Source organism: Pseudomonas sp. TWP3-2, assembly GCF_049897765.1.
GTDB lineage: Bacteria > Pseudomonadota > Gammaproteobacteria > Pseudomonadales > Pseudomonadaceae > Aquipseudomonas.
Genome location: NZ_JAFCWW010000009.1, coordinates 201,698 through 213,973, shown reverse-complemented (window position 1 = coordinate 213,973; position 12,276 = coordinate 201,698). Strand labels below are relative to the sequence as shown.

Sequence of the window (12,276 nt, the reverse complement as noted above, 5' to 3'; positions counted from 1 at the left end):
CCTTAAATTCGGTTTCAAATGCGCGAAGGCGTTAAACGGTAAACGCGGCTTGCAGCAGTTTTTCCTGCTGCTCGGCGTGCATCGATGCGTAACCACAAGCAGGTGCAGCAGAAGCCTCACGGCCCGCGTACTCAAGTACGAGAGACTTGTCGAGGTTGCTGATGCTGCGGCGCAAGTGGTGCTGGCTGCAGTACCAGGCGCCCTGGTTCATCGGCTCTTCCTGACACCAGACGGCATGTTTGACGTTGGTGTAAGGAGCCAGGACTTCTTTCAAGTCGTCCTCAGGGAACGGGTACAGCTGCTCGATACGCACAATGGCGATATCTTCGCGGCCTTCGGCACGGCGTTTTTCCAGCAGGTCGTAGTAGACCTTGCCGCTGCACAGAACAACGCGCTCGACCTTTTGCGGGTCCAGTACATCGATTTCCGGGATCACGGTCTGGAACGAACCTTCGGCCAGATCTTCCAGGGTCGAGATGGCCAGCTTGTGGCGCAGCAGCGACTTCGGAGTCAGGACGACCAATGGTTTGCGCAGCGGACGAATCACCTGACGACGCAGCAAGTGGTAGATCTGAGCCGGCGTGGTCGGTACAGCTACCTGAATGTTGTGCTCGGCGCACAGTTGCAGGTAACGCTCCAGACGAGCCGAAGAGTGCTCAGGACCCTGACCTTCATAACCGTGCGGCAGCAGCATGGTCAGACCGCACAGACGGCCCCACTTGTGCTCGCCACTGGTGATGAACTGGTCGATAACCACTTGGGCACCGTTGGCGAAGTCGCCGAACTGGGCTTCCCAGATCACCAGCGCATCCGGCGTGGTGGTCGAGTAACCGTATTCGAACGCCAGAACGGCTTCTTCCGACAGGAACGAGTCGTACAGGTCAAAGCGCGGCTGACCGTCGTACAGGTGCTGCAACGGAATGTAAGTGCCAGCATCTTTCTGGTTGTGCAGAACAGCGTGACGGTGCGAGAACGTACCGCGACCGATGTCCTGACCGGTCATGCGAATCGGGTGACCTTCGAACGCCAGGGTCGCGTACGCCATGGTTTCGGCGTAACCCCAGTTGATCGGCAGGCCGCCGGCTTGCATTTTCTGGCGATCTTCGTAGATCTTCGCAACCTGGCGCTGAACCACGAAGCCTTCCGGAATTTCCAGCAGCTTGGCGGACAGTTCCTGCAAGGTCTTCAGGTCGAAACTCGTGTCGTGACGCGCAGTCCAGGCGTGGCCCAGATACGGACGCCAGTCCACGAACAACTCTTTGTTCGGCTCTTTGACCAGGCTTTTCACTACGTGCAGACCGTTGTCCAGCGCGTTGCGGTATTCGTCGACTTTCGCCTGAACACGCTCAACGTCGAGCACGCCGCTCTGGGTCAGACTGTCAGCGTACAGCTCACGGGTAGTGCGCTGCTTGGTGATCTGCTGGTACATCAGAGGCTGGGTGCCGCTTGGTTCGTCAGCTTCGTTGTGGCCACGACGGCGGTAGCAGACCAGGTCGATTACCACGTCACGCTTGAACTGCATGCGGTAGTCGATGGCGAGCTGGGTCACGAACAATACGGCTTCCGGATCATCACCATTCACATGGAGGATCGGCGCCTGGATCATCTTCGCAACGTCGGTCGCGTACTCGGTGGAACGCGAGTCCAGCGGGTTGCTGATGGTGAAACCAACCTGGTTGTTGATCACGATGTGCACGGTACCGCCGGTCTTGAAACCGCGGGTCTGCGACATCTGGAAGGTTTCCATCACCACGCCCTGACCGGCGAATGCCGCGTCACCGTGGATCGAGATCGGCAGAACCTTCTCACCGGTAGGGTCGTTACGACGATCCTGACGAGCGCGAACCGAACCTTCTACCACCGGGGAAACGATTTCCAGGTGAGACGGGTTGAACGCCATCGCCAAGTGAACTTCACCGCCGGTGGTCATCACGTTGGACGAGAAGCCCTGGTGGTATTTAACGTCACCGGAACCCAGCTCGACCTTCTTCTTGCCTTCGAACTCGTCGAACAGCTCGCGCGGGTTCTTGCCGAAGGTGTTGACCAGCACGTTGAGACGGCCACGGTGGGCCATGCCGATCACGACTTCCTTAGTCCCGTAGGAACCGGAACGCTGGATCAGCTCGTCGAGCATCGGAATCAGGCTTTCGCCGCCTTCCAGACCGAAACGCTTGGTACCCGGGTATTTGGTACCCAGGTATTTTTCCAGACCTTCGCCGGCGGTGACGCGCTCGAGCAGGTGGCTCTTGATGTCGGCGGAGTACGTTGGACGGCCGCGCACGCTTTCCAGACGCTGCTGGAACCAGTGACGCTGCTCGGAATCGGTGATGTGCGTGAATTCAGCGCCGATGGTGCGGCAATATGTCTGCTGCAACGCTTCGTGAATTTCGCGTAGGCTCGCTTCCTCTTTGCCGATGAACAGGTCGCCGGCACGGAAGGTCGTATCAAGATCGGCATTGGTCAAGCCGTAATGATTGATCGACAGGTCTGCAGGTGCAGGACGCTGCCACAGCCCCAGCGGGTCAAGCTGGGCTGCCTGGTGGCCACGCATACGGTAGGCCTGGATCAATCGCAGCACTTCAACTTGCTTCTTCTCGTGCTCACTGCTCACGCTCCCGGCGGAAACCGGTTGAGCGCGGCGCTGGTTCTTTGCCAGCAGCACGAAATGATCGCGAATTGTGGAGTGCGAAACATCAGTGGCAGAGCCGCCGTCGGCAGGCAGCTTCTGAAAGTAGGTGCGCCACTCTTCTGGCACAGCGTTAGGGTCGTGCAGGTAGAGCTCGTAGAGCTCTTCCACATAGGCAGCGTTTCCACCTGAAAGGTAGGCGCTGTTCCACATGCGCTGCATCACGCTTTCTTGCATGCTTGGTCACCCTCGGTTAGGGGAACACCATCGATGTCGACACCGAGCAAACTTGCAGAAGTCCGAATGCAGCGACTAAAACAAGCCACTTAGGATCACACTGATAGTCCGGGTACCAGCCCGGATGCCCCTGCTTGTCTCATTTCTTCAAAATAAGAGCCGCAGCTTATGGCTGCTGCTCTGGTTATAGCCTTGGCGCGGGTTGAAGCCCGCGCCACGGCCTCTACAGTTGTTGCGGTGCTACAGGTACATCGGCTGAATCACACGCCGCTGGAGAGCAACATGTTACGGATGTGACCGATGGCCTTAGTCGGGTTCAGGCCTTTCGGACATACGTTGACGCAGTTCATGATGCCCCGGCAGCGGAATACGCTGAACGGGTCATCAAGCGAAGCCAGACGCTCGGACGTCTTGGTGTCACGGCTGTCTGCCAGGAAGCGATACGCTTGCAGCAGAGCGGCTGGACCCAGGAACTTGTCCGGGTTCCACCAGAAGGACGGGCAAGAGGTCGAGCAGCAAGCGCACAGGATGCACTCGTACAGACCGTCAAGCTTTTCACGCTCTTCAGGGGACTGCAGACGCTCGATGGCCGGAGCCGGCGTATCGTTCTGCAGGAATGGCTTAACCTTCTCGTATTGCTTGTAGAAGATGCTCATATCGACAACCAGGTCACGGATAACCGGCAAACCTGGCAGCGGACGAACGATCAACTTGTTGCCTTTTACGACAGCGGACAGCGGCGTAACGCACGCCAGACCGTTTTTGCCGTTGATGTTCATGCCGTCGGAACCGCAGACACCTTCACGGCAAGAGCGACGATAGGAGAAACCCTCGTCCTGCTCTTTGATCAGGGCCAGCACGTCCAGCACCATCAGATCTTTACCACCGGTATCGATCTGGAATTCCTGCATGAACGGCGCGGCGTCCTGATCAGGGTTGTAACGATAAACGCTGACTTGCAACATGGCGGCCACCCTTAATAAGTCCGAATCTTAGGTTCAAAAGTCGGAACAGTTTTCGGCGAGAAGTTCACGGCACGCTTGGTTACGCGCTTGTCACCCGGGAAGTACAGGGTGTGGCACAGCCAGTTTTCGTCGTCACGATCTTCAAAGTCTTCACGGGCGTGCGCGCCGCGGGACTCTTTACGGACTTCGGCCGCGATAGCAGTGGCTTCAGCGACTTCCAGCAGGTTTTGCAGCTCAAGCGCTTCGATACGTGCAGTGTTGAACGCCTGCGACTTATCGTTGATCTTGACGTTGGCGATACGCGTACGCAGGTCAGCCAGCTGGGCGATACCTTTCTGCATGTATTCGCCGGTACGGAACACACCGAAGTAGTTCTGCATGCAGCTTTGCAGCTCGCGACGCAGGGTAGCAACGTCTTCGCCGTCGGTACGGGTGTTGAGTGCGTTCAGACGCGACAGGGCTGCATCGATATCAGCTTCGATGGCGTCATCGTATTCGATGCCGTCGGTCAGAGCCTTTTCCAGGTGCAGGCCGGCAGCGCGGCCGAATACCACCAGGTCGAGCAGCGAGTTGCCGCCCAGACGGTTGGCACCGTGAACCGATACGCAAGCCACTTCGCCTACCGCGAACAGACCATGAATGATCTGGTCTTCGCCATCAGCGTTCTGGGTGATCGCCTGACCGTGAATGTTGGTCGGCACGCCGCCCATCATATAGTGGCAAGTCGGAACAACCGGAACCGGAGCAACAACCGGGTCAACGTGGGCGAAAGTCTTCGACAGTTCGCAGATGCCTGGCAGACGGCTGTGCAGCACTTCCTCGCCCAAGTGGTCGAGTTTGAGCATTACGTGGTCGCCATTCGGACCGCAACCGTTACCGGCGATGATCTCTTTAACCATCGAGCGGGCAACCACGTCACGACCGGCAAGGTCTTTGGCGTTCGGAGCATAACGCTCCATGAAACGCTCGCCGTGCTTGTTGATCAGGTATCCACCTTCACCACGGCAACCTTCGGTAACCAGCACACCGGCGCCGGCGATGCCGGTCGGGTGGAACTGCCACATTTCGATGTCTTGTACCGGCACGCCAGCACGCAGAGCCATGCCGACGCCGTCACCGGTGTTGATCAGGGCGTTGGTGGTGGAAGCGTAGATACGACCTGCACCGCCGGTAGCCAGAACAGTAGCCTTGGCGCGGATGTAGGTGGTTTCGCCGGTTTCGATGCAGATTGCGATCACACCAACGAACTCGCCCTTCTGGTTTTTCACCAGATCGACAGCGTAGTACTCGTTGAGGAACACGGTGCCGGCTTTCAGGTTGCCCTGATAAAGGGTGTGCAGCAGCGCGTGGCCAGTACGGTCGGAAGCGGCGCAAGTACGGGCAGCCTGCCCGCCCTTACCGTAATCCTTCGACTGACCGCCGAACGGACGCTGGTAGATACGGCCCTGCTCGGTACGCGAGAACGGCATGCCCATGTGGTCCAGCTCGTAAACGGCAGCCGGGCCTTCCTGACACATGTATTCGATAGCGTCCTGGTCACCGATGTAGTCGGAACCCTTGACGGTATCGTACATGTGCCAGCGCCAGTCATCGTTCGGATCGGCAGAAGCGATCGCGCAGGTGATGCCACCCTGAGCCGATACAGTGTGCGAACGCGTCGGGAAAACCTTGGTGATCACGGCAGTCTTGTGACCGCCCTGTGCCAATTGCAGCGCTGCGCGCATGCCAGCACCGCCGCCACCAATAATGATGGCGTCGAAAGAAATCGTTGGAATGTTAGCCATGAATCAGATACCCCAGAGAATCTGCACACCCCAGACGAAGTAAGCGAACATCGCGACGCCGCATACTGCCTGGAAAAGGAAACGTACTGCAGTCGCGGACTTGCCCAGCGCCATCGGCGTCAGGTAGTCGGTCGCGATGGTCCACATGCCGACCCAGGCGTGAGCGCCCAGGGCAACGAGGGCCAGCAGACTGAAGATACGCATCCCGTTGTGAGCGAACAGGCCGTGCCATTGCTCGTAGCCAATGCCAGGGTTCGCGGCGAGGTAGCCGATCAGGAAGATGAAATAAGCCGCGAGAACGACCGCAGACACACGCTGCGCCATCCAGTCATAGAGGCCCGAACGCGAAAGGTTCGTAACGCTGGTTACCATATCCAAACTCCTGCCAGAACGATCAGCACCACGGAAATGGCGATGATGATTTTCGAGCCCAGGCGGCCGCCTTCCAGCGTCTCACCGATGCCCATGTCCATGATCAAGTGGCGCACGCCGGCAACCAGGTGATACAGCAGAGCGGACAGAAGGCCCCATGCTACGAACTTGGCCAGCGGACTGGTCAAGCATGCCTTCACCTCGACATAACCTTCCTCGGAACCCAGGGATTTGCCCAATGCATAAAGCATGATGCCAAGGCCCAGGAAGAGGATGATGCCGGAAACACGGTGAAGAAACGACGTAACGCCGGTGATGGGGAGTTTGATGGTCCTTAGGTCTAGGTTTACAGGTCGTTGGCTTTTCACGGCTTTTTTTTCACACTGAAGAGCCCCTAACAATCAGGGCAAAGTTGTTGGGGAGTGCACTGGTCAGGTAACCACCACCCAGGGATGCGACCCCCAATGAAAGCAAGCCCAAAAGCCCTTGGCGGTCGGTCGCCGAGTATAGACAGTTAGGCTACTAATGACAACGCAATCACCTACCCCCAATAGCGGATTGCACAAGTTGAATAAAAGGCGTAAATGGCAGGCAATTTCGAGGAAAAAGTACGGTTAAAGCCTTCTGGAGCAAGACTTTAGGCAAATTGACATTCGAATTTATCTCACTATAGTGGTGCGGGCCCTGCGTGGGGGGTCTGTCTGATGATTTCAAGCATAAATAGGAGGCCACATGGCTGACAAAAAAGCGCAGTTGATCATCGAGGGCGCAGCCCCCGTCGAGCTGCCCATTTTAACCGGCACCGTTGGTCCCGATGTTATCGATGTTCGGGGCCTGACGGCCACGGGCCGCTTCACGTTTGACCCGGGTTTCATGTCGACCGCCTCGTGCGAATCGAAGATCACTTATATCGACGGCGACAACGGCATTCTGTTGCACCGTGGCTACCCGATCGAACAACTGGCTGAACAGTCGGACTACCTGGAAACCTGCTATCTGTTGCTCAACGGCGAATTGCCGACTGCAGAACAGAAGGCCCAGTTCGTCAGCACCGTGAAAAACCACACGATGGTTCACGAGCAGTTGAAAACCTTCTTCAACGGCTTCCGTCGCGACGCCCACCCGATGGCCGTCATGTGCGGCGTAGTCGGCGCCCTCTCGGCCTTCTACCACGACTCCCTGGACATCAATAACCCGCAGCATCGCGAAATCTCCGCGATCCGCCTGGTTGCCAAGATGCCGACTCTGGCAGCGATGGTTTACAAGTACTCCATGGGTCAACCCATGATGTACCCGCGCAACGACCTGACGTACGCGGAAAACTTCCTGCACATGATGTTCAACACCCCGTGCGAGATCAAACCGATCAGCCCGGTGCTCGCCAAGGCCATGGACAAGATCTTCATCCTGCATGCCGACCACGAGCAGAACGCGTCGACCTCCACCGTACGTCTGGCGGGCTCTTCGGGTGCCAACCCGTTCGCCTGTATCGCCGCCGGTATCGCCGCACTGTGGGGCCCTGCCCACGGCGGTGCGAACGAAGCCGTATTGACCATGCTCGATGAAATCGGCGATGTCTCGAACATCGACAAGTTCATCGCCAAGGCCAAGGACAAGAACGATCCGTTCAAGTTGATGGGCTTCGGTCACCGCGTTTACAAAAATCGCGATCCGCGCGCTACCGTCATGAAAAAGACTTGCGACGAAGTGCTGAAAGAACTGGGCATCAAAAACGATCCGCAACTCGAACTGGCCATGCGCCTGGAAGAGATCGCGCTGACCGACCCGTACTTCATCGAGCGCTCGCTGTATCCGAACGTCGACTTCTACTCGGGGATCATCCTCAAGGCGATCGGCATTCCGACCAGCATGTTCACTGTGATTTTTGCGCTGGCACGTACTGTTGGCTGGATTTCGCACTGGAAAGAGATGCTCTCCAGCCCGTATAAGATTGGCCGTCCGCGTCAGCTGTACACTGGGTATGAGTCGCGGGACATTACCAAGCTGGAAGATCGCAAATAAGATTTCTTTTGCTTTGATGTCTTGAGTTGCATTCGGGAACGGCCTCTATTTTTATAGGGGCCGTTTTTGTTTGTGTGGCGGTTTTTGGGTTGGGGGCATATCCGTTGCTGCGGTGATGGCTTCTTAGGGTTCCGCCCTTACGGCGGGTCACCTTTTCCAAACGCCGAAAAGGTAACCCAAAAGGCTTTACCCTGACGTACGGCACTTCGCCTAGGCTCAGTGTTCCCTCGCTACGGCGCCCATCAGGGGCATCGCCTCCGGTTTGCTGCGCTGCACCTCCTCTCGATGAATGCGGCTTCGCCGCACGGCGCTGCGCGCCTACCCCTGATGAGCGCCTACGCTCGGCCTGCCGATGGGGCTGGAGATCAAAAGCCACGGCACAGCCACAGCAAAAGCCAGATCAAAAGATCGCAGCCTTCGGCAGCTCCTACAGGGGGTGTGGACATCCGGAAGAGATTGGTCGGCTGTGAGGCCGCCATCGCTGGCAAGTCGAATCGTCGCACCGCAGCTCCCACAGGTTTTGAGATCCATCCGAAAACCGCACTTCGCTTCTCACCACTCAACACAATGAGCGTTAGCTCGAGTACCGCTTTTGATTTCGAGCGCCCGTCGGAAGGCTGAGTGGAGGGATTGATCCGGGGGTGGGAGCGCAGCGACGTTTGGCGAAGCCAAACACATCGAGAGGAGGTGCAGCGAAGCAAACCGGAGGCGATGCCCCCGGATCAATCCCGGAGCGAAGGAACCCGAGCCACAGCGAGGGCCGAACGTCAGGGCAAAGCCTTTTGGGTTACCTTTTCGGCGTCTGGAAAAGGTGACTCGCCGTAAGGGCGAAACCGCAAGAAGCCATCACCGCAGCAACGGATATGCACCCCAAAACCCGATAACCGCCCACACAAAAAAAAATGCCCCAATCTCACGACCAGGGCATTTTCTCAAAACTAATGGCGCTTAGTGCGAAACCGCCCCACTCGCCCCCAACCCAGTCTGCGAACGCACAAATTGCGGGAAGAACAACGCCCGCTCCCTGTCCGCAGCCGCCGACTTGTCAGTAATCGAGAAGAACCAGATCCCCACAAACGCAATAATCATCGAAAACAGCGCCGGATACTCATAAGGGAAAATCGCCTTCTCGTGATGCAGAATCTGCACCCAGATGGTTGGACCAAGGATCATCAAGCCAACCGCGCTGATCAGACCCAACCAGCCACCAATCATCGCCCCACGGGTGGTCAGCTTCTTCCAGTACATCGAAAGCAGCAGCACCGGGAAGTTACAGCTCGCGGCAATCGAGAACGCCAGACCAACCATGAACGCGATGTTCTGGCTTTCGAACAAGATACCCAGGCCGATCGCCAGCACCGCCAAGGCGATGGTGGTGATCTTCGAAACGCGAATCTCGTCCTTCTCGTTCGCCTTGCCCTTCTTGATCACACTGGCGTACAGGTCGTGAGACACCGCCGAGGCACCGGCCAAGGTCAAACCAGCCACAACGGCCAGAATAGTCGCGAAAGCTACCGCAGAAATGAAGCCGAGGAAGATGCTGCCACCGACTGCGTTAGCCAGGTGCACCGCCGCCATGTTGTTGCCGCCGAGCAGAGCGCCCGCTGCATCTTTGAACGCCGGGTTGGTGCTGACCAGCAGGATCGCGCCGAAGCCGATGATGAAAGTCAGGATGTAGAAGTAGCCGATGAAGCCAGTTGCGTAGAGCACGCTCTTGCGAGCTTCTTTCGCGTCACTGACGGTGAAGAAGCGCATCAGGATGTGCGGCAGGCCGGCGGTACCGAACATCAGCGCCAGACCGAGGGAGAACGCCGAGATCGGATCTTTCACCAGCCCGCCCGGGCTCATGATCGCTTCGCCTTTGGCGTGAACCTTGATCGCTTCAGAGAACAGTGTGTTGAAGTCAAAGTTGACGTGTTTCATCACCATCAGTGCCATGAACGAGGCACCGGACAGCAACAGCACGGCCTTGATGATCTGCACCCAAGTGGTCGCCAGCATGCCGCCGAACAGCACGTACATGCACATCAGCACGCCGACCAGGATCACCGCAACGTGGTAGTCAAGGCCGAACAGCAGCTGGATCAGCTTGCCGGCGCCAACCATCTGCGCGATCAGGTAGAACGCCACGACCACCAGCGAACCGCAGGCGGACAGCGAGCGAATCTGGGTTTGCCCGAGGCGGTAGGACGCCACGTCGGCGAAGGTGTACTTGCCCAGGTTACGCAGGCGCTCGGCGATCAGGAACAGAATGATCGGCCAGCCCACCAGGAAGCCGATCGAGTAGATCAGGCCGTCGTAGCCGGAGGTGAACACCAGCGCGGAAATCCCCAGAAAGGACGCCGCCGACATGTAGTCACCGGCAATCGCCAGACCGTTCTGGAAGCCGGTGATCTTGCCACCGGCCGCATAGTAGTCGGCCGCCGAGTTGTTTTTCTTCGACGCCCAATAGGTGATGTACAAGGTCGCGCCAACGAACGCCACGAACATCAGGATCGCCGGAATGTTCAGCGGTTGTTTGGCCACTGCACCGGTCAGGGCGTCAGCCGCCCAGGCACCCGGCGCGAAAGCCGCGACACTCAATAGAGCCAATAGACGCCGGATCATTGCTGAGCCTCCTTGAGAATCGCATTGTTCAGGTCGTCGAATTCGCCGTTGGCGCGTTTCACGTAGATGCCGGTCAGGATGAAGGCCGAGAGAATCAGCCCGACACCGATCGGAATGCCCCAGGTAATGGATGACTCAGGACTGATCTTCGCGCCCAGAATATGCGGCCCGTAAGCAATCAGAAGGATGAATCCGGAGTAAAGCCCGAGCATGATCGCCGAAAGAATCCAGGCGAACTTTTCTCGCTTGCTGACCAGCTCCTTGAAGCGCGGGCTGTTTTGAATCGAGAGGTAAATGCTGTCGTTCATTGTTTTTATCCTCGCAGCACAGATTTTTATAGTTGGAACATATCCACTGTATGCGGCTGCGAGCCGGGTTCCAGACGACCTTAGTAGTAGACCGCCATGACACTTGTGCCAATTTCCAGCACACACAAAAAACTGTGGGAGCTGCGGTGCGACGATTCGACTTGCCAGCGATGGCGTCGTGTCAGCCAACTGATTAGTCAACTGACAGACCGCTATCGCGGGCAAGCCCGCTCCCACAGGTATCGCGCTGCTGCTGCTGTTATTTGGTCCAGTCAGCCACGCGCTCCGGGTGTTTGGCTACCCATGCTTTAGCCGCTGCATCAGGCTTGGCACCATCCTGAATCGCCAACATCACTTCGCCGATTTCGTCTTTCGACGCCCACTGGAAGTTTTTCAGGAACTTGGCCACTTCCGGCGCCTTGGCTTCGAGTTCTTTGCTGCCGATGCTGTTGACGGTTTCAGCCGCGCCGTACACGCCCTTCGGGTCGTCGAGGAAGCGCAGTTTCCACTTGGCGAACATCCAGTGCGGTACCCAACCGGTGACGGCGATGGATTCGTTTTTCTTCTCGGCACGGGTCAGCTCGGCAATCATGCCGGCGCCGGAACTGGCCTTGAGTGAGTACTTATCGAGGCCGTAATCCTTGATCGCCTGGTCAGTCTTGAGCATCACGCCTGAGCCGGCGTCGATGCCGACAATGCGATTTTTGAAGGTGTCATCGGTTTTCAGGTCTTCGATGGACTTGGCTTTCACATATTCCGGCACGATCAGGCCGATTTTCGCATCCTTGAAGTTCGGGCCGTAATCGACGACCTGATCCTTGTTCTTGGTCCAGTAATCGCCGTGGGTCACCGGCAGCCAGGCGGACAGCATTGCATCGAGTTTGCCGGTAGCAACGCCTTGCCACATGATTCCGGTGGCGACGGCTTGCAGTTTCACGTCGTAGCCGAGTTTCTGCTTGATCACTTCGGCCGCCACGTGGGTGGTCGCGACGCTGTCGGACCAGCCGTCAACGTAACCGATGTTCAGGGTTTTGGTTTCAGCACTGGCGAGCGTGGATCCCACCGCAAGCACCAGAGCGGCCCCTGCGCCTAAAAGTCGTCGCATCTTCATCGTTACTTCCCCGAAATGCTGCGCCCGACGGATGCCGGGCGACGTCAACGTATTGTTATGGTGCACAGCGCCCATCACGCCTGACCGCAATCTGGATCGAATGTCAGTGCGCTTTATCAACAGAGAGCTGACGGCTTTGATCATCAACCTGACGCCCATCGCGACCTGCTCTGCCAGCGACCTCAAGCCATCGAGAAACGACATCAGAACGCCATTAATCCCGCGCCGGGAAAGCGCCTCGGGC

Annotated in this window: 9 protein-coding genes; 1 reads left to right on the top strand and 8 read right to left on the bottom strand. The window is 57.7% G+C overall.

Annotated features, from left to right (window positions below; all coding sequences use genetic code 11):
* Nucleotides 1-31 precede the first annotated feature (31 nt).
* The 5 genes from ACP7EE_RS16080 to sdhC all read right to left on the bottom strand — a co-directional run bounded on the left by ACP7EE_RS16080 (nucleotide 32) and on the right by sdhC (nucleotide 6,352).
* A complete protein-coding gene (locus ACP7EE_RS16080) occupies nucleotides 32-2,863 on the bottom strand; it encodes a 2-oxoglutarate dehydrogenase E1 component (RefSeq protein WP_426235187.1) in 2,832 nt (943 codons plus the stop codon).
* A 260-nt stretch (nucleotides 2,864-3,123) separates the two neighbouring features.
* The gene (locus ACP7EE_RS16075) at nucleotides 3,124-3,828 is read right to left on the bottom strand and encodes a succinate dehydrogenase iron-sulfur subunit (RefSeq protein ID WP_420648032.1); all 705 of its coding nucleotides are present in this window, start codon (nucleotides 3,826-3,828) and stop codon (nucleotides 3,124-3,126) included.
* Nucleotides 3,829-3,839: 11 nt separating this feature from the next.
* Complete coding sequence (gene sdhA / locus ACP7EE_RS16070) at nucleotides 3,840-5,612, bottom strand: succinate dehydrogenase flavoprotein subunit (RefSeq protein ID WP_426235185.1); 1,773 nt, start codon at nucleotides 5,610-5,612, stop codon at nucleotides 3,840-3,842.
* 3 nt (nucleotides 5,613-5,615) lie between these two features.
* Nucleotides 5,616-5,984: a succinate dehydrogenase, hydrophobic membrane anchor protein gene (gene sdhD, locus ACP7EE_RS16065; RefSeq protein WP_045057756.1), complete on the bottom strand. Its 369-nt coding sequence runs from the start codon at nucleotides 5,982-5,984 to the stop codon at nucleotides 5,616-5,618.
* Nucleotides 5,978-6,352 (bottom strand): succinate dehydrogenase, cytochrome b556 subunit, encoded by a 375-nt coding sequence (sdhC, locus tag ACP7EE_RS16060; protein ID WP_420648030.1) that lies wholly within the window; start codon nucleotides 6,350-6,352, stop codon nucleotides 5,978-5,980. The genes sdhD and sdhC overlap by 7 nt, the downstream gene beginning before the upstream one ends.
* Nucleotides 6,353-6,716: 364 nt before the next feature.
* On the opposite strand from sdhC, the gene gltA reads away from it, so the two are divergent.
* Complete coding sequence (gltA, locus tag ACP7EE_RS16055) at nucleotides 6,717-8,006, top strand: citrate synthase (protein ID WP_071486445.1); 1,290 nt, start codon at nucleotides 6,717-6,719, stop codon at nucleotides 8,004-8,006.
* A 948-nt stretch (nucleotides 8,007-8,954) separates the two neighbouring features.
* Here the strand turns inward: gltA and ACP7EE_RS16050 are convergent.
* From ACP7EE_RS16050 to ACP7EE_RS16040, 3 genes are all read right to left on the bottom strand, one after another.
* Nucleotides 8,955-10,613, bottom strand: a complete 1,659-nt coding sequence (locus ACP7EE_RS16050) for a cation acetate symporter (protein ID WP_426205021.1) — start codon at nucleotides 10,611-10,613, stop codon at nucleotides 8,955-8,957.
* On the bottom strand, nucleotides 10,610-10,921 hold the full coding sequence (locus tag ACP7EE_RS16045; protein ID WP_266018425.1) for a DUF485 domain-containing protein: 312 nt from the start codon (nucleotides 10,919-10,921) through the stop codon (nucleotides 10,610-10,612). Before ACP7EE_RS16045 ends, ACP7EE_RS16050 begins: the two co-directional genes overlap by 4 nt.
* Nucleotides 10,922-11,180: 259 nt before the next feature.
* Nucleotides 11,181-12,032, bottom strand: a complete 852-nt coding sequence (locus ACP7EE_RS16040; protein ID WP_426235183.1) for a glycine betaine ABC transporter substrate-binding protein — start codon at nucleotides 12,030-12,032, stop codon at nucleotides 11,181-11,183.
* Nucleotides 12,033-12,276: the final 244 nt, after the last annotated feature.

Excerpts from the sequence above, each read along its gene's own strand:
- ACP7EE_RS16050 (WP_426205021.1), bottom strand. The coding sequence starts at position 10,613 with ATGATCCGGCGTCTATTGGCTCTATTGAGTGTCGCGGCTTTCGCGCCG.
- ACP7EE_RS16080 (WP_426235187.1), bottom strand. The coding sequence starts at position 2,863 with ATGCAAGAAAGCGTGATGCAGCGCATGTGGAACAGCGCCTACCTTTCA.
- gltA (WP_071486445.1), top strand. The coding sequence starts at position 6,717 with ATGGCTGACAAAAAAGCGCAGTTGATCATCGAGGGCGCAGCCCCCGTC.
- ACP7EE_RS16040 (WP_426235183.1), bottom strand. The coding sequence starts at position 12,032 with ATGAAGATGCGACGACTTTTAGGCGCAGGGGCCGCTCTGGTGCTTGCG.
- ACP7EE_RS16075 (WP_420648032.1), bottom strand. The coding sequence starts at position 3,828 with ATGTTGCAAGTCAGCGTTTATCGTTACAACCCTGATCAGGACGCCGCG.
- ACP7EE_RS16045 (WP_266018425.1), bottom strand. The coding sequence starts at position 10,921 with ATGAACGACAGCATTTACCTCTCGATTCAAAACAGCCCGCGCTTCAAG.
- sdhD (WP_045057756.1), bottom strand. The coding sequence starts at position 5,984 with ATGGTAACCAGCGTTACGAACCTTTCGCGTTCGGGCCTCTATGACTGG.
- sdhA (WP_426235185.1), bottom strand. The coding sequence starts at position 5,612 with ATGGCTAACATTCCAACGATTTCTTTCGACGCCATCATTATTGGTGGC.